The following is a 16,991-nucleotide window of genomic DNA, read 5'->3' as shown; positions in this document are numbered from 1 at the left end:
GACCAGGTAACCTGCCTGATGGGCAGGTCATTTTCTCTCTCTGGAAAGGCGCTTTTCTTGTGGGAGCGGCCTTGTGTCGCGAAAGGGCCGCAAAGCGGCCCCGGCAATCGTTTCCCTGCTGCTGATATACGGGGGCCGCTCTGCGGCCCATTCGCGACACAAGGCCGCTCCCACAAAGGCCCCGTCTATTGGGCGGCGGCAAGCCTTGCCTGACTTTCCAGTTCCTGACGCAAGGCAGGGTCCAGGCGCAACTGGCGGGCCAGTTCGTCCAGGTAGGCGCGCTCCATGAAGTTTTCCTGATCAACCATCATCACGCTGGCCAGGTACATCTCGGCGGCCATTTCCGGCGTTTGCGCGGCTCGGGCCACTTCGGCCGGGTCCAGCGGCTTGTTGAGCTCGGCATGCAGCCAGTGCTGCAACTCGCGGTCGTCATCCAGGCGGGTGAATTCGCCCTCGATCAGCGCACGCTCGCGTTCGTCGATATGGCCATCGGACTTGGCCGCCGCCACCAGCGCCCGCAGTACCGCCTGGCTGTGCAGCTCGGCCTGGGCCGGCGGCAGGCGGTCGACCGTCTGTGGCTCGGTGGCGGCCACTTGCTGGCGCGCCTGCCAGTTGCCGTAGGCCTTGTAAGCCAGCACACCGAGCGCGGCCAGGCCGCCATAGGTCAGGGCCTTGCCACCATATTTGCGGGCTTTCTTGTTGCCCAGCAGCAAGCCCATGGCGCCCGCCGCCAGGGCGCCGCCACCGGCACCGGAAAGCAGGCTGCCAAGGCCGCCGGCACTGGCACCTGGCTTGCCAGAGCTGGCCTTGCCGGCCTGGCTGGCGAGCAGGTCCTGGCCAGACTTGAGCAACTGGTCGAGCAATCCCCGGGTATTCATCAAACGGTCTCCACATTGGCCAAGGGAACCATCAGGTTAAGCCCTGCCCGCGCTATCACCATGGGGGGATTTGCTTCCGGATGTTGCATTGGCTGGCAAAAAGCCAACTAGACTCGATATCGCCAATACCGCGCGTAACCGCACTACGTTTATAACGATCGCTTCACGGCTTGCTTGATGACTGCCCCGACCAAAATCTCCAAGAAGAGGGAACACCATGTCAGTGCACAAGACCGCATTGCTCGGCGCAACCGCCTGCGCCGTGCTGGCCAGCGCCAGCCTGCAGGCTGCCGAGCCGCCCAAGGCCCTGGGGCCCGGCGAGGGCCGCCTGGACATCGTCGCCTGGCCCGGCTACATCGAGCGCGGTGAAAGCGACAAGGCCTACGACTGGGTAACCGGCTTCGAGAAGGAAACCGGCTGCAAGGTCAGCGTAAAGACCGCTGCCACCTCGGACGAGATGGTCAGCCTGATGACCAAGGGCGGCTACGACCTGGTCACCGCCTCGGGCGATGCGTCGCTGCGACTGATCGCGGGCAAGCGGGTACAGCCGATCAACACTACCTTGATCCCCAACTGGAAAAACATCGACCCACGGCTGCAGAACGGTGGCTGGTACGTAGTCGACAAGCAGGTATACGGCACCCCGTACCAGTGGGGGCCGAACGTACTGCTGTACAACACCGACGTATTCAAGCAGGCGCCCACCAGCTGGGGCGTACTGTTCGAGCCGCAGAACCTTCCCGACGGCAAGCCGAACAAGGGCCGCGTGCAGGCCTACGATGGGCCGATCTACATCGCCGATGCGGCGTTGTACCTGAAGACGGCCAAGCCGGAGCTGGGCATCCAGGACCCGTACGAGCTTAACGAAGCGCAGTACAAGGCCGTGCTGGAACTGCTGCGCCAGCAGCAACCGCTGATTCACCGCTACTGGCATGACGCCACGGTGCAGATGAGCGATGTGAAGAACGAAGGCGTGGTCGCCTCCAGCTCCTGGGGCTACATGGTCAATGGCCTGAAGGCAGAGAAGCAGCCCGTGGCCTCGACCATCCCCAAGGAAGGCGCGACCGGCTGGGCCGACACCACCATGCTGCACAGCGAAGCCAAGCACCCCAACTGTGCCTACAAATGGATGGACTGGTCGCTGCAGCCGAAGGTACAGGGTGATGTGGCGGCCTGGTTCGGTTCGTTGCCGGCGGTGCCGGCGGCCTGCACCGGCAGCGAGCTGCTGGGGGCCGAGGGCTGCAAGACCAACGGTTTCGACAACTTCGACAAGATCGCCTTCTGGAAAACCCCGCAGGCCCAGGGCGGCAAGTTCGTGCCATATAGCCGCTGGACCCAGGATTACATTGCGATCATGGGTGGGCGCTGAGGTTGCCTGAATGCCTGTGCCGGCCTCTTCGCGGGTAAACCCGCTCCCACAGGTAAAGCGCCACCCTTGCAGGCGGTGATGAACCTGTGGGAGCGGGTTTACCCGCGAAGAGGCCGGTACAGGAGAAACCGTGTTGTCCGGAGCCTATGCATGCCCCTAGCCGTCCAGTTCACCCAGGTTTCCCGCACCTTCGGCGAGATCAAGGCCGTCGACCAGGTCAGCATCGACATCATCGATGGCGAATTCTTCTCCATGCTCGGCCCCTCTGGTTCGGGCAAGACCACCTGCCTGCGTCTGATTGCAGGCTTCGAGCAACCCACCAGCGGTTCGATCCGCATCCACGGCGTCGAGGCTGCCGGCGTACCGCCCTACCAGCGCGACGTCAACACCGTATTCCAGGACTACGCCCTGTTCCCGCACATGAACGTGCTGGACAACATTGCCTACGGTCTGAAGGTAAAGGGCGTGGCCAAGGCCGAACGCCACAGCAGGGCCGAAGAAGCCCTGGCGATGGTGGCCCTGGCCGGCTACGGCGCACGCAAGCCGGCGCAGTTGTCCGGTGGCCAGCGCCAGCGCGTGGCCCTGGCCCGCGCGCTGGTCAACCGGCCACGGGTACTGCTGCTGGACGAGCCGCTTGGCGCGCTGGACCTGAAGTTGCGCGAACAGATGCAGGGCGAGCTGAAAAAGCTGCAGCGCCAGCTGGGCATCACCTTCATATTCGTCACCCACGACCAGACCGAAGCGCTGTCGATGTCCGACCGTGTCGCAGTGTTCAACCGCGGCCGTATCGAGCAGGTCGACACCCCGCGCAACCTGTACATGCAGCCGGCGACCACCTTCGTCGCCGAATTCGTCGGCACCTCCAATGTGCTGCGTGGTGAATTGGCCATGGCGCTCAATGGCAGCCCGGCGCCCTTCTCCATCCGCCCTGAACACATCCGCCTCGGCGCCCCGGCCACAGCCGGCCAGCACGTCCAGGTCAGCGGCCTGCTGCGCGACATCCAGTACCAGGGCAGTGCCACCCGCTACGAGCTGCAACTGGACAGCGGCCAACTACTGGCGGTGAGCCAGGCCAACGACCGCTGGCAGGCGCAGGTACAGGCCTGGCAACCCGGGCAACCGGTACAGGCACACTGGCCCCACGAAGCCATGACGGTGCTGCAGGAAACCGAGGGCCGCTGACATGAGCACACTGCGCGGCCTGTCCAACCTGCTGTACCGGCGCCCCAACCTGTACCTGGCCCTGCTGCTGATCCCGCCACTGACCTGGTTCGGCGCAATTTACCTGGGTTCGCTGCTGAACCTGCTGTGGCAGGGCTTCTATACCTTCGACGACTTCACCATGGCGGTGACCCCGGACCTGACCCTGGGCAATTTCGCCGCGCTGTTCAACCCGTCGAACTTCGACATCATTCTGCGCACCTTGTGCATGGCGGTGGCGGTGTCGCTGGCCAGCGCCGTGCTGGCCTTCCCCATCGCCTACTACATGGCGCGCTACACCAGCGGCAAGACCAAGGCGTTTTTCTACATCGCCGTGATGATGCCGATGTGGGCCAGCTACATCGTCAAGACCTACGCGTGGACCCTGCTGCTGGCCAAGGGCGGCGTGGCCCAGTGGTTCGTCCAGCAACTGCACCTGGATGCCCTGTTGCAAACGGTGCTGGCGGTGCCGGGCGTGGGTGGCAGCACGCTGTCTACTTCGCATCTGGGGCGCTTCATGGTGTTCGTGTACATCTGGCTGCCGTTCATGATCCTGCCGATCCAGGCCTCGCTGGAACGCTTGCCGCCATCGCTGCTGCAAGCCTCGGCAGACCTCGGCGCCCGGCCCGGACAAACCTTCGTGCAGGTGATACTGCCGCTGTCGATCCCGGGCATTGCCGCCGGCTCGATATTCACTTTCTCGCTGACCCTGGGCGACTTCATCGTGCCGCAGCTGATCGGCCCGCCCGGTTACTTCATCGGCAGCATGGTCTATGCCCAGCAAGGGGCGATCGGCAACATGCCGATGGCCGCCGCATTCACCCTGGTGCCGATCGTGCTGATCGCGGTCTACCTGTCCATCGTCAAGCGACTGGGGGCCTTCGATGCACTCTGAAAATGCCTCGACCGGGCTGCGCCTGGCGGCCTGGGGCGGGTTGCTGTTCCTGCATTTCCCGATCCTGATCATCTTTCTGTATGCCTTCAACACCGAAGACGCGGCATTCAGCTTTCCGCCCAAGGGCTTTACCCTGAAGTGGTTCGCCGTGGCCTTCGCCCGGCCCGATGTGCTGGAAGCGATCAAGCTGTCGCTGCAAGTGGCCTGCCTGGCCACGCTGATCGCCCTGGTGCTCGGCACGCTGGCCTCGGCGGCGTTGTACCGGCGCAGCTTTTTCGGCAAGGAAAGCATTTCGCTGATGCTGATCCTGCCCATCGCCCTGCCCGGCATCATCACCGGCATCGCCCTGCTCTCGGCGTTCAAGGCCTTGGGGATCGAGCCCGGGGTGTTCACCATCGTGGTCGGCCACGCCACCTTCTGCGTGGTGATCGTCTACAACAACGTGATCGCCCGCCTGCGGCGGACTTCGCAGAGCCTGATCGAAGCCTCGATGGACCTGGGCGCCGACGGCTGGCAGACCTTTCGCTACATCATCCTGCCCAACCTGGGCTCGGCGCTACTGGCCGGCGGCATGCTGGCCTTTGCCCTGTCGTTCGACGAAATCATCGTCACCACCTTCACCGCCGGCCACGAACGCACCCTGCCGATCTGGCTGCTCAACCAGCTCAGCCGCCCGCGCGATGTGCCGGTGACCAACGTGGTCGCCATGCTGGTGATGCTGGTGACCATGCTGCCGATACTTGGTGCCTATTACCTGACCCGTGGCGGCGAAAGCGTCGCGGGCAGCGGCAAATGACCCTGGAGGAGTCCCCGATGCAAACGCAGATGCTGATCAATGGCCAGCTGGTCGCTGGCCAAGGCCCGGCCTGGACCGTGCTCAACCCGGCGCTGGGCACTGCCCTGGCGCAGATCAACGAAGCCAGCGAGGCCCAGGTGGACAGCGCCGTGCGCGCCGCCGACCAGGCCTTCGACAGCTGGTCGCAAACCAGCCCAAAGGAACGCTCGCAAGCCTTGCTGGCGCTGGCCGACGCCATCGAAGCCCATGGCGATGAACTGGCCCGCCTGGAATCGCAGAACTGCGGCAAGCCGCTAAGCGCCGCGCTGAATGACGAGATCCCGGCAATTGCCGACGTGTTCCGCTACTTTGCCGGGGCCGCCCGCTGCCTGGGCGGCTCGGCAGCCGGCGAATACCTGCCAGGCCATACTTCGATGATCCGCCGTGACCCGCTGGGCGTGGTGGCCTCGATCGCGCCATGGAACTACCCGTTGATGATGCTGGCGTGGAAGATCGCCCCGGCCCTGGCTGCCGGCAACACCGTGGTGATCAAGCCCTCCGAGCTGACCCCGCTGACCGCCCTGCGCCTCGGCGAACTCGCCCGGGACCTGCTGCCACCTGGGGTGCTGAACATCCTCTTCGGCCGTGGCCAGACGGTGGGCAACCCGCTGGTCAGCCACCCCAAGGTGCGCATGGTCTCGCTGACCGGCTCGATCCCCACCGGCGCGCACATCATCAGCGCCACTGCCGACAGCGTGAAACGCATGCACATGGAACTGGGCGGCAAGGCCCCGGTGCTGGTGTTCGACGATGCCGACATCGATGCCGCCATCGACGGTATCCGTACCTTCGGCTTCTACAACGCCGGCCAGGACTGCACCGCAGCCTGTCGGCTGTACGTGCAGGATGGCATCTACGAGCGTTTCGTCGAACGCCTGGGGGCCGCAGTGGCCAGCCTCAAGCCAGGTCTGCAGGAAGCCGAGGACACCGAACTGGGGCCACTGATCAGTGCCCAGCACCGCGACAAGGTTGCAGGGCTGGTACAACGGGCCATCGCCCAGCCGCACATCCGCCTGGTGACCGGTGGCAAGGCGATCGAGGGCGACGGTTTCTTCTTCGAGCCGACCGTGCTGGCCGATGCCCTGCAGGACGACGAAATCGTGCGTAACGAAGTGTTCGGCCCGGTTGTGTCGGTGACGCGCTTCAACGACGAAGCGCAGGCCCTGGAATGGGCCAACGACTCCGAATACGGCCTGGCTTCCTCGGTATGGACCCGCGACACCGGCCGTGCCCATCGCCTGGCAGCACGTTTGCAGTATGGCTGCACCTGGGTGAATACCCACTTCATGCTGGTCAGCGAAATGCCCCATGGTGGGCAAAAGCATTCGGGGTATGGCAAGGACATGTCGATGTATGGGCTGGAGGACTACACCTGTGTGCGGCATGTGATGATCAAGCATTGAGGGTAATGCCTGGGCTGAGACCGGCACCTCAGTCCAGGAGCTTTCCTGCAATCGGTTCGGCCCATTCCTAGTGCCACATCCTTTAGCTTGTAGTCATCGAAACTGGATTATCACGAGGCTGGATGACATGAAATATCGAGGACAACGAGCAAAGGTGAAATACAGCAAGGAAGACCATTCATGGGTCGGGCACCTATGCACAACTTGCGATATCGTCGGGTTTCACGCTCGGTCGCGCAGGCTATTGCCTGCCGCGTTCAAAGAGGCAGTGGTTGACTATTTGGAAGTAGCCAATAGAACAGGAGTAAGTATCAACGCCTGATTTTGCGCGACCTCTGTGGGAGCGGGTTCATCGAGGCGTCGAACCGCCGCGAACACCGGCAAAGCCGGTGCCATACACCGAGTCGCCTTCTTCGCGGGCATGCCCGCTCCCACAGATACCGCATCGCATTCAAAGGCGGTGCAATACCGTGTGGGAGCGGCCCTGTGTCGCGAAAGGGCCGCAAAGCGGCCCCGGTAATATCAGCGGCGGAGCTGGAAACCTGGGGCCGCTTCGCAGCCCTTTCGCGACACAAGGCCGCTCCTACAACGACCGCGTAATGCTTGGGTCAGGTCAATCCCGCAGGTCCGACTCGTGAATCGGGTTGGCCCGGCTGGTGGCGCGCTGGTATTGCGCCGGCCAGGTAGCTTTGTTGCCGCCCAGGTCGTCGTCGGCATGCAACGGCCAGTATGGGTCGCGCAGCAGTTCGCGGGCGAGGAAGATGATGTCGGCCTGGCCAGTGCGCAGAATGTGCTCGGCCTGGGCCGGTTCGGTGATCATGCCCACGGTGCCGGTGGCGATTTCCGATTCCTTGCGCACACGCTCGGCGAAGCGCGTCTGGTAGCCCGGGCCGGTGGGGATTTCGGCGTTGACCGAGGTGCCACCGGAGGACACGTCGATCAGGTCGACGCCCAGGCCACGCAGACGGCGGGCCAGTTCGACGGTTTCATCCGGGTTCCAGCCGTCCTCGACCCAGTCGGTCGCCGATACCCGCACGAACAGCGGTAACTCGGCAGGCCAGACCTTGCGCACGGCCTCGACCACCTGCAGGGTCAGGCGGATGCGGTTTTCGAAGCAGCTACCGTACTCGTCGCGGCGCTGGTTGCTAAGTGGTGACAGGAACTGGTGCAACAGGTAGCCGTGGGCGGCGTGGATCTCGACCACCTTGAAGCCGGCCTTCAGGGCACGCTCGGTCGAGGCGACGAAGGCGGCGATCACCTGCTCGATTTCATCCTTGTTCAATTCACGCGGCGGGGTGTGCTGGGGGTCGAAGGCAATCTTCGACGGCCCTACCGGCTGCCAGCCGCCCTCTTCGAGCTTGACGCTGCCTTGCTTGCCCAGCCACGGGCGATAGGTGCTGGCCTTGCGCCCGGCGTGGGCCAGCTGAATACCGGGCATGCCCCCCTGGGCGGTGATGAAGCGGGTGATGCGTTGCAGCGGGGCGATCTGAGCGTCGTCCCACAGGCCGAGGTCTTCAGCGGTGATGCGGCCATCGGCGGTCACCGCCACGGCTTCAGTGATCACCAGGCCAGCGCCACCCACGGCGCGGCTGCCTAAATGGACAAGGTGCCAATCGTTGGCCAGGCCATCGACGGCGGAATACTGGCACATCGGCGAAACGGCGATGCGGTTGGGCAGGGTCAGCTGACGCAGGGTGTAAGGCTCGAGCAGCAGGCTCATGAGGGCACCTCCCAAGGACTCCAATGGTGATCCGGCCCGGGCACTCAATTGCACGTCCCTGGCCCAGGTCCGGTCATAACTTCAGACTAGACCAGAATGGTTGGGGGGGAGGTTCCATGGGATTTCGGGTGGGGTGCGGGGTGTTTGGCGTGAGAGTGATGGCGCCAGTGAGATCGAGCGCCGCCCGCGCGGCGCTTCGCGGGACAAGCCCGCTCCCACATTTGTTGCAACGTGGCCATGTCTGTGAGGCCATGGTTGTCAGCCTTGTTGGCATGACTGGATTTCGAGGTGGGCATTGATGCCGCCTCACCTGCCTCAAGACATGCACCAAGGCAGGCAACCATGGCCTGACAGGTTCGGCACGTTGCAACAAATGTGGGAGCGGGCTTGCCCCGCGAAGCGCCGCGCGGGCGGCGCTCGATCTCATAGGCGACATCGCTCTCAAGGCAGGCACCTGGCAGCCCTGACCGCCGCTACAGGCAGGCACTCTGACAGGTATTTCAGATAATCCCTACGATCCCGATCTGGTGAAGCCTAAGCTGAGGAAATACCCTACAAGTCCTGTCGACTCGCGTCTGATTGTGACTGGAATCCTGACTCTCTAGCCTTTGCTGGTCGCTGGTATTCAGCGTCCGGGTGTGGAATCCCGATCAATTACCGAGTAGCTGTCGTCATGGCAGTTGTGCGCGGAAGGCCGCAAAGCCTACCGGGTTTACTCGTAGCCTGGATTCCACACCGCGTACAACTGCCACCCTTCGTGTGGAATCGGAGAGGCGGTCAATCAGCAACCATACGAGTGATTGATATGAAAAAGACAGTCCCTGATCCACCCCTCATTTCTTCTCCTCCGACAAAACGCTCAGAAAGATCAGGAGAGGGATCAATGAACACAGACGACACCCAATTCACCGTCGGCAAGACCACTTTCTTTCAGGGTGAAAACCAGACCCACCCATTATTTCGCATCGAAGCGGGCATTCCATGCCGAGACGCCCGTGATCAGGCTTCGGAATTGATGGGCTATGTGCGGGAGTTGACCATCGTCGGGCTGATGGATGAGAAGCCCATGATGATCTGGGCTGCGCACTATCTCAGTGCGATGGCCAAGGCACTGATGGATGATGCCGAGTTAGGTATGGCGCGCTGAGTTTGATGTGATCATCGATCGCACATGGAGCACATTAGCCAGCCCGCCGCAGAGCCTTGTGGGAGCGGGTTTACCCGCGAAGAATGCGACTTGGTGCATGGCACCGGCTTCGCCGGTGTTCGCGGGTGAACCCGCTCCCACAGGTACAGCGCAAGCCTTGAGCCCGGTGCAGGCCCTGTGGGAGCGGGCATGCCCGCGAAGCAGCGACTCGGTGGATGGCACCGGCTTCGCCGGTGTTCACGGGTGAACCCGCTCCCACAACGGGTCAGCGCCAGGCCGTCAGCAGCGGCGGTATCTACCCTCAGCGCGGCTCCATGTGGGCAATCATCAACTGCACACTTTCATTACCACGAAACTCGTTCACATCCAGCTTGTATGCCAACTCGACCCAACGCACCGTGGGGTTCGGCCATACTTCGCGGTCAATGCCAAAGGCAATGCCGTCCAGCCGCACCGAGCCGCACTCGCTCTTGAGCACTACCTTCAAGTGCCGCTCGCCCACCACGCGCTGCTCCACCAGCTGGAACACGCCATGGAACAGCGGCTCGGGGAAGTGCTGCCCCCAGGGCCCGGCATGGCGCAGGGCCTTGGCCAGGTCGAGGTGGAACTCCTCCACCGCCAGGCTGCCGTCGGACAACAGCCGACCGGTCAGGTCCTCTTCACCCAATTGGCGTCGCACTTCTTCGTCGAACGCCTCGGCAAATGCCGGGAAATTGGCCTCGGGCAACGACAACCCCGCCGCCATCGCGTGGCCGCCGAACTTGCTGATCAGCTGCGGGTGGCGCGCCGCCACGGCATCCAGTGCATCACGAATATGGAACCCCGGCACCGAACGCGCCGACCCTTTGAGCATACCCTCGCCAGCGTCGGCGAAGGCGATAGTCGGCCGGTGGTAACGCTCCTTCAACCGCGAAGCCAGAATACCGATCACCCCCTGGTGCCAGTCGGCATCGAACAGGCACAGGCCATATGGCATCGACTCGACCGGCAGGTCCTTGAGCTGGGCCAGGGCCTCGCGCTGCATGCCCTGCTCGATGGACTTGCGGTCCTGGTTCAGGTCGTCCAGTTGCTGCGCCATGTCCTGGGCCAGGGCCGCGTCTTCACACAGCAGGCATTCGATGCCCAGGCTCATGTCGTCCAGGCGCCCGGCAGCGTTCAGCCGCGGGCCGAGGATGAAGCCGAGGTCGGTCGAGGTGATGCGCCGGTGATCGCGACGGGCCACTTCAAGAATGGCCTTGAGCCCCGGTCGGGCGCGGCCGGCGCGAATGCGTTCGAGGCCCTGGTGCACCAGGATGCGGTTGTTGGCATCCAATGGCACCACGTCGGCGACGCTGCCCAGGGCAACCAGGTCGAGCAATTCGCCGATGTTCGGCTGTGGCTGCGTTTCGTAACGCCCCAGGCTGCGCAGGCGCGCGCGCAACGCCATCAGCACGTAGAAGATCACCCCTACCCCGGCCAGCGCCTTGCTCGGGAAGCTACAGCCCGGCTGGTTGGGGTTGATGATCGCGTCGGCATCGGGCAACTCCGCGCCCGGCAGGTGGTGGTCGGTGACCAGCACCTTGAGTCCGGCGGCCTTGGCGGCAGCCACACCGTCGACGCTGGAAATGCCATTGTCCACGGTGATCAACAGCTGCGGCTGGCGTTGCAGCGCCACCTCGACGATTTCCGGAGTCAGACCGTAACCGTATTCGAAGCGGTTGGGCACAAGGTAGTCGACATGGGCCGCACCCAGCAGGCGCAGGCCCAGCACGCCGACGGTACTAGCGGTGGCGCCGTCGGCATCGAAGTCGCCAACGATGAGGATGCGCTGGCGCTGGTCGATGGCCTCGACCAGCAGGTCCACGCCGGCCTCGATGCCCTTGAGCTGCTGGTATGGCAGCAGGCGCGCGAGGCTTTTGTCCAGCTCGGCCTCGCTCTGCACGCCGCGGGCGGCGTACAGGCGGGTCAGCAAGGGCGGCAGGTTACCCAGGAATGGCAGGGTCGGCGGCAACGGGCGAGGTTCGATACGCATGGGTGATTCAGCCGCGCTCACCCAGCAGCCATTCCAGCTGCACTTCGTGCTGGCCACGGTCGTCGGTGACGAACAGCGTGCCCTCACTGATCATCACGTCCCACTTGATGGTGCGTGGCATGTCGGTGGCGAGGGTTTCCAGCACCTCCTGCGGCACGGCGGCGATGCTCAGGTTCTTCAAGCCCTTGACCGCATCAACCACCTTGTTCTGCCATACGCGCAGGCTGCCGTAGGCCAGCAGGCTGGTGCGCTCGGTGCGGCGTGAGCACCAGGTCAGTCGGTCGGCGTCCGGCTGGCCTACTTCGATCCAGTGCAGGATGCGATCGTCCAGGCTCTTTTCCCACAGCGCCGCTTCGTCCACATCGGACAAGCCACGGCCGAACGACAGGTTTTCGTTGTACCACAGGGCGTAGGCCAGCAGGCGCACGGCCATGCGTTCTTCGGTTTCCGAAGGGTGGCGGGCGATGGTCTGACGGACGTTTTCGTACACGCCGCGGTCGAGGTCGGTCAGGTTCAGTTCGAATTTGTAGGTAGTGGACGGCTGGGCCATGGTCGACGGGCTTCGTGCAAAAGAAAAGTGGCACAGTCTAACCCATCCGCACCTTCCATGCGCCGCAGCAGTACCCGGCGAAACCGACGTGTGATAAAAACACGGCTCTGCCCAGCTGCCACGGATGCCCCATGTCGACGCCCAGCAAACCCCTCGCCGGCCTCAAAGTAGTAGAACTCGGCACCCTGATCGCTGGGCCGTTCGCCTCGCGCATCTGTGCCGAATTCGGCGCCGAGGTGATAAAGGTCGAATCGCCCGACGGCGGCGACCCATTGCGCAAATGGCGCAAGCTGTACGAGGGCACCTCGCTGTGGTGGTTCGTGCAGGCCCGCAACAAGCAGTCGCTCACCCTCAACCTCAAGCACCCCGAGGGCCGTGAGATTCTCAAACGCCTGCTGGCCGAGGCCGACATCCTGATCGAGAACTTCCGCCCGGGCGTGCTGGAAAAACTCGGCCTGGGCTGGGATGTGCTGCATGCACTGAACCCGCGCCTGGTCATGGTGCGCCTGTCGGGCTTCGGCCAGACCGGGCCGATGAAAGACCAGCCGGGCTTTGGCGCGGTAGGCGAGTCGATGGGCGGCCTGCGCTACATCACCGGCTTCGACGACCGACCGCCGGTACGCACGGGTATTTCCATCGGTGATTCGATTGCCGCCCTGTGGGGGGTTATCGGCGCACTGATGGCGCTGCGGCACCGGGAAGTCAACGGCGGCCAGGGCCAGGTGGTGGACGTCGCCCTGTACGAAGCGATCTTCGCCATGATGGAAAGCATGGTCCCGGAGTTCGATGTGTTCGGCTTTATCCGCGAACGCACCGGCAACATCATGCCGGGCATCACACCCTCTTCCATCCACACCAGCGCCGACGGCAAGCATGTGCAGATCGGTGCCAACGGCGATGCGATCTTCAAGCGCTTCATGCAAGCCATTGGCCGCACCGACCTGGCCGACGACCCGACCCTGGCCACCAACGATGGCCGCGACCTGCGCCGTGACGAGCTGTACGGGGTAATCGACCGCTGGGCCAACAGCCTGCCACTGGAACAACTGATGCAAGTGCTGAACACCGCCGAAGTACCGGCCAGCCGCATCTATTCGGCCGAGGACATGTTCAACGACCCGCAGTACCTGGCACGCGAAATGTTCCTGCAGGCCAAGCTGCCGGACGGCAAGCCATTCCGCATGCCGGGCATCGTGCCCAAGCTGTCGGACACCCCCGGCTCCACCGAGTGGGTAGGCCCGGCGCTGGGCGAACATACCGAGGCGCTGCTCGGCAACCTGGGCTACGACGCAGCGGCTATCGCCAGCCTGCGCGCAGCAGGCACGGTCTGACCCTGGCGCGGCCCTGGTCCATGCGCACTGCCCGTTGCCTACGCCACCTGGCTCTGCTGTGCGGGCTGCTGCCCGCATTACTACTGCAGCCAGCCAACGCCAAGGAGCGCATCTTCTGGCTGGTGCGCGACCTGCCGCCGTTCACCATTCTGGAAGGACCGGAAAAAGGCCGTGGGGTGATCGACCAGCTGTTGCCTCTGCTTATCAGGCAGATGCCCGAATATGACCACAGCATCGTGCGCGTCAACCGCGCCCGCGGCATCCAGATGCTGCAGGACCCGCAGACCTTCACCTGCGACCCGACCTTACTGTGGACGCCGGACCGCGCCGAATACGTGCGGTTTTCAACGCCCTCTCTAGGCGTGTTCAGTGGCGGCCTGGTGCTGCGCAAGGACAGCGAGGCGCTGGTAGCGCCTTACCTCGACGGCCAGCAGGTAAATCTGCATGGCCTGCTGAGCAAGACTTCGCTGAAGCTGGGAGTTGTCGCCGAGCGCAGCTATGGCACACAGATCGACGCAATTCTGCGCCAGTTGCCCGAGACCGCGTTCAGCCGCCACTACGGCAACGACGCCACCGCCAACCTGCTGCAGATGCAACAGCTGGGGCGCCTGCGCATGGTGCTCGGCTACTGGCCCGAAGTGCGCTACCTGATCGAGCAGCAAGGCGGAGCACTGGCTGACTACCGGTTTCATCCTGTTCAAGGGGTGAACCGCTATCAGTTTCTGCATGTAGGCTGTTCGAACAGCGAGTTGGGGCGTAAAGCGATTGCGCACATCGACCAGTTGCTGCCTGCCCTGCGCCGGGACGTGTTGCCGGCATTGTATGCACGCTGGCTGGACCCGGCGTTGCAGGAAGACTACCTGGAAGAAAGCAAGCGCTTCTTCGAAGACCACTAGCTGTCGGCTCAGCCCCTGTAGGAGCGGCCTTGTGTCGCGATGGGGCGTGAAGCGGCCCCACATTTTCAGCTTCGCAGCGAAGGTTGCCGGGGCCGCTTTGCGGCCCATCGCGACACAAAGCCGCTCCTACAAGGATATATGCCTGCCCACCAAAAAAAGAAACCCCGGGCGCTGGGGAAACACGCCCGGGGCCAAGCGAAAGCCCTTGAGGGCTTCCCGTGACAACCTTGCCAGCGCCGGAGCAAAGCACTGGCGGGGTTGCCCTACAGTGTCTGATAAACCACTCAGGCAAAGGTTCCATGGGGTTGCTGGCGCTGCTGCAATGCCGCGATCACACAGGGCTGCAAGCGCCCTTCGGCGATCTGCAGGTCGCGGTGCAGGCCATCCACCAGGTCGATCAAAAGGCTTTGTTCCTGCAATTGGCGCTCGCTGACTGTGCGCCGAAGGGTGATGCCGGCAAGGCGGTCGTGAACGGTCAATTGGCGATTACCCTGGGCATCGGCGACGCCAAGGTGGGTCTGATAGGGGGTCAGGGCTTCGTTAAGCAGTCTGCAGATTCTTTCCATCCGGATCACTCGCTGCGTGGTGGGATATAGAGGAACTGACCAACAGACGCAGCGGAAAGTTCGTTACACCGCGGCTGCTTCAGTGAGCATGCGGGGCCGAGGTGACAGTTTGAATACGCCGCCAAGGGCGCACCTGCAGTGCTTGCAGGGCACGCTGCAGGCGTGGCATCGAAAGCGGCCAGGGCAACTCGGCAAGCACCCACAGGCCCCGGTTTCTGGCCTCTTGGGCAAGGTTGTGGCGCTTGGGGGTAGCCTGGCCGACGAATAGCAAAGCGCGGGTTCGGTGCTGCTGTTCGAGCAAGGCAAGGCCGGCCCGGGTTGGCATGGCGTGGTCAAGGATCAGCAGATCGGGGCGGTGATCGGCGTTCAGGCAGGCGTCAAGGTCTGCGCTGGTTTCGCTGATGCGCACATGAAACATGCCTTGGGCGTTAAGGGCCTGGTGCAGGAGTATCTGGTGGGATGGGCGAGCCTGGTGAATCAACACATAGGGCTGGTGCATGAAAGCCGCTCCTGGTGGGAGGACCGGCTAATCTAGGCTTGGCGCTGGGTGAACTGAATAGGATTTTTCTGATTGGATTGAGGGAAAGCCTGAAATTGTTGGGGCCGCTTTGCGGCCCATCGCGACACAAGGCCGCTCCTACAGGGGAACGCGCCTGTTGCATGGGTCGCGATCTCCTGTAGGAGCGGCCTTGTGTCGCGAAAGGGCTGCGCAGCAGCCCCCGGGCGATAGCAATGCTTACAATGGTTTGCCGCGGTTACCATGCTGGCTGACAAAGCCCTGCACAGCCTTCAGGTCATTGGCCAGCACCGTGCAACGCTCCTCACGGCTGAACAGGTCGCTGAGGTGCGCCGGCAGCTCCAGCGCCTTGCCAACACCGGCCTTCTCCACCGCTTCCGGGAACTTGACCGGGTGCGCGGTACCCAGCACCACCATCGGCGTGTCCAGGCTGCGGCGGCATTCGCGGGCGGCCTTGACGCCGATTGCGGTGTGCGGGTCAAGCACCTCACCGGTGGCGGCAAATACTTCGGCGATGGTTTCGCAGGTCTGCTCGTCGCTCACTGCCAGCGAGTCGAACAGTTTGCGCGCTTCGGTCCAGCGGTCTTGCTCGACACTGAAGCCGCCACCTTGCTTGAAGTTGGCCATCAGCTCGGCAATGGCGCCACCGTTGCGGCCGTGCAGGTCGAACAGCAGGCGCTCGAAGTTGGACGAGACCATGATGTCCATCGACGGCGACAGGGTCGCGTGCAGGGTTTCCTTGACGTACTGGTTGCCGCTCATGAAGCGGTGCAGGATGTCGTTGCGGTTGGTGGCGACGATCAGCTGGCTGACCGGCAGGCCCATGTTACGTGCCAGGTAGCCTGCGAAGATGTCGCCGAAGTTGCCGGTCGGCACCGAGAACGCCACGGAACGCGCCGGGCCACCCAGCTGCAGGGCAGCGTGGAAGTAGTAGACGATCTGGGCCATGATCCGCGCCCAGTTGATCGAGTTGACCGCAACCAGGCGGGTGCCCTTGAGGAACGACTGGTCGGCGAAGCTGGCCTTGACCATTTCCTGGCAGTCGTCGAAGTTGCCTTCGACGGCGATGTTGTGGATGTTGTCACCGAAGATGGTGGTCATCTGCCGGCGTTGCACTTCCGACACGCGCTGGTGCGGGTGCAGGATGAAGATGTCGACGTTGTCGCAACGACGGCAGCCTTCGATGGCGGCGGAGCCGGTGTCACCGCTGGTAGCGCCGATGATCACCACGCGCTCGTTGCGCTTGGCCAGCACATGGTCGAGCAGGCGACCGAGCAGTTGCAGGGCGAAGTCCTTGAACGCCAGGGTCGGGCCGTGGAACAGCTCCAGGACCCACTCGTTGCTGTTCAACTGACGCAGCGGTGCAACCGCGGCGTGGGCGAACTCGCCGTAGGTTTCTTCGAGGATCTTCTTGAAATCGGCGTCGGCGATGCTGCCTTCGACGAACGGGCGCATCACCCGGAAGGCCAGTTCGTGGTACGGCAGGCCGGCCCACGAGGCGATTTCTTCCTGGGTGAAGCGTGGCAGGTTTTCCGGGACGTACAGGCCGCCGTCGCTGGCCAGGCCAGCCAGCAGGACGTCTTCGAAATTCAGGGCCGGAGCCTGACCGCGGGTGCTGATATAGCGCATGGGTGCAAACCTTCGATGCTGGGGCCGGGGCCGCACTGGCGGCC

15 protein-coding genes are annotated in these 16,991 nt (G+C 63.6%); 8 read left to right on the top strand and 7 right to left on the bottom strand.

Features of this window, described 5'->3' with window-relative positions; genetic code table 11:
• Positions 1-185: 185 nt before the first annotated feature.
• Positions 186-878: a tellurite resistance TerB family protein gene (locus R9B85_RS18055; RefSeq protein WP_207877168.1), complete on the bottom strand. Its 693-nt coding sequence runs from the start codon at positions 876-878 to the stop codon at positions 186-188.
• 217 nt (positions 879-1,095) lie between these two features.
• Here R9B85_RS18055 and ydcS point away from each other — a divergent pair, with 217 nt between their 5' ends.
• The 5 genes from ydcS (at position 1,096) to R9B85_RS18030 (ending at position 6,580) form a co-directional block, all read left to right on the top strand.
• Positions 1,096-2,247 carry a putative ABC transporter substrate-binding protein YdcS gene (gene ydcS / locus R9B85_RS18050; RefSeq protein WP_112250960.1) on the top strand — a complete coding sequence of 384 codons (1,152 nt, stop codon included), beginning with the start codon at positions 1,096-1,098 and terminating at the stop codon, positions 2,245-2,247.
• A 150-nt stretch (positions 2,248-2,397) separates the two neighbouring features.
• Positions 2,398-3,429 (top strand): ABC transporter ATP-binding protein, encoded by a 1,032-nt coding sequence (locus tag R9B85_RS18045; RefSeq protein WP_112250958.1) that lies wholly within the window; start codon positions 2,398-2,400, stop codon positions 3,427-3,429.
• Between the two features lies 1 nt (position 3,430).
• Positions 3,431-4,342, top strand: a complete 912-nt coding sequence (locus R9B85_RS18040; RefSeq protein WP_313853054.1) for an ABC transporter permease — start codon at positions 3,431-3,433, stop codon at positions 4,340-4,342.
• Positions 4,332-5,138, top strand: a complete 807-nt coding sequence (locus R9B85_RS18035) for an ABC transporter permease (protein WP_112250954.1) — start codon at positions 4,332-4,334, stop codon at positions 5,136-5,138. The genes R9B85_RS18040 and R9B85_RS18035 overlap by 11 nt, the downstream gene beginning before the upstream one ends.
• Positions 5,139-5,155: 17 nt before the next feature.
• The gene (locus R9B85_RS18030) at positions 5,156-6,580 is read left to right on the top strand and encodes a gamma-aminobutyraldehyde dehydrogenase (RefSeq protein WP_207879872.1); all 1,425 of its coding nucleotides are present in this window, start codon (positions 5,156-5,158) and stop codon (positions 6,578-6,580) included.
• Positions 6,581-7,193: 613 nt separating this feature from the next.
• On the opposite strand, the gene R9B85_RS18025 is transcribed toward R9B85_RS18030, so the two are convergent.
• The gene (locus R9B85_RS18025; protein WP_112250948.1) at positions 7,194-8,300 is read right to left on the bottom strand and encodes an NADH:flavin oxidoreductase/NADH oxidase; all 1,107 of its coding nucleotides are present in this window, start codon (positions 8,298-8,300) and stop codon (positions 7,194-7,196) included.
• Positions 8,301-9,183: 883 nt separating this feature from the next.
• Here R9B85_RS18025 and R9B85_RS18020 point away from each other — a divergent pair.
• On the top strand, positions 9,184-9,447 hold the full coding sequence (locus tag R9B85_RS18020) for a DUF3077 domain-containing protein (protein WP_003258594.1): 264 nt from the start codon (positions 9,184-9,186) through the stop codon (positions 9,445-9,447).
• Between the two features lie 301 nt (positions 9,448-9,748).
• Here the strand turns inward: R9B85_RS18020 and recJ are convergent, their stop codons facing one another.
• Positions 9,749-11,458: a single-stranded-DNA-specific exonuclease RecJ gene (gene recJ, locus R9B85_RS18015; RefSeq protein WP_423770416.1), complete on the bottom strand. Its 1,710-nt coding sequence runs from the start codon at positions 11,456-11,458 to the stop codon at positions 9,749-9,751.
• 7 nt (positions 11,459-11,465) lie between these two features.
• Positions 11,466-12,008, bottom strand: a complete 543-nt coding sequence (locus tag R9B85_RS18010) for a YaeQ family protein (RefSeq protein ID WP_013971198.1) — start codon at positions 12,006-12,008, stop codon at positions 11,466-11,468.
• A gap of 131 nt (positions 12,009-12,139) precedes the next feature.
• Here R9B85_RS18010 and R9B85_RS18005 point away from each other — a divergent pair, with 131 nt between their 5' ends.
• Positions 12,140-13,339: a CaiB/BaiF CoA transferase family protein gene (locus R9B85_RS18005; RefSeq protein ID WP_112250946.1), complete on the top strand. Its 1,200-nt coding sequence runs from the start codon at positions 12,140-12,142 to the stop codon at positions 13,337-13,339.
• A gap of 20 nt (positions 13,340-13,359) precedes the next feature.
• Complete coding sequence (locus R9B85_RS18000; protein WP_112250944.1) at positions 13,360-14,235, top strand: TIGR02285 family protein; 876 nt, start codon at positions 13,360-13,362, stop codon at positions 14,233-14,235.
• Between the two features lie 284 nt (positions 14,236-14,519).
• Here R9B85_RS18000 and R9B85_RS17995 read toward each other — a convergent pair whose 3' ends face one another.
• From R9B85_RS17995 to thrC, 3 genes are all read right to left on the bottom strand, one after another.
• Positions 14,520-14,801, bottom strand: a complete 282-nt coding sequence (locus R9B85_RS17995; protein WP_061303183.1) for a DUF3509 domain-containing protein — start codon at positions 14,799-14,801, stop codon at positions 14,520-14,522.
• A gap of 79 nt (positions 14,802-14,880) precedes the next feature.
• Positions 14,881-15,300 carry a histidine kinase gene (locus R9B85_RS17990; RefSeq protein WP_207879873.1) on the bottom strand — a complete coding sequence of 140 codons (420 nt, stop codon included), beginning with the start codon at positions 15,298-15,300 and terminating at the stop codon, positions 14,881-14,883.
• 237 nt (positions 15,301-15,537) lie between these two features.
• Positions 15,538-16,947, bottom strand: coding sequence for a threonine synthase (gene thrC / locus R9B85_RS17985; RefSeq protein WP_112250940.1), 1,410 nt, complete (start codon positions 16,945-16,947; stop codon positions 15,538-15,540).
• Positions 16,948-16,991: the final 44 nt, after the last annotated feature.

The sequence above is a fragment of the Pseudomonas sp. NLJ1 genome (assembly GCF_049486705.1).
Taxonomy (GTDB): domain Bacteria; phylum Pseudomonadota; class Gammaproteobacteria; order Pseudomonadales; family Pseudomonadaceae; genus Aquipseudomonas; species Aquipseudomonas inefficax.
The sequence above is the reverse complement of the archived record's forward strand: the minus strand, read 5'-3'. Positions and strand labels throughout refer to the sequence as shown.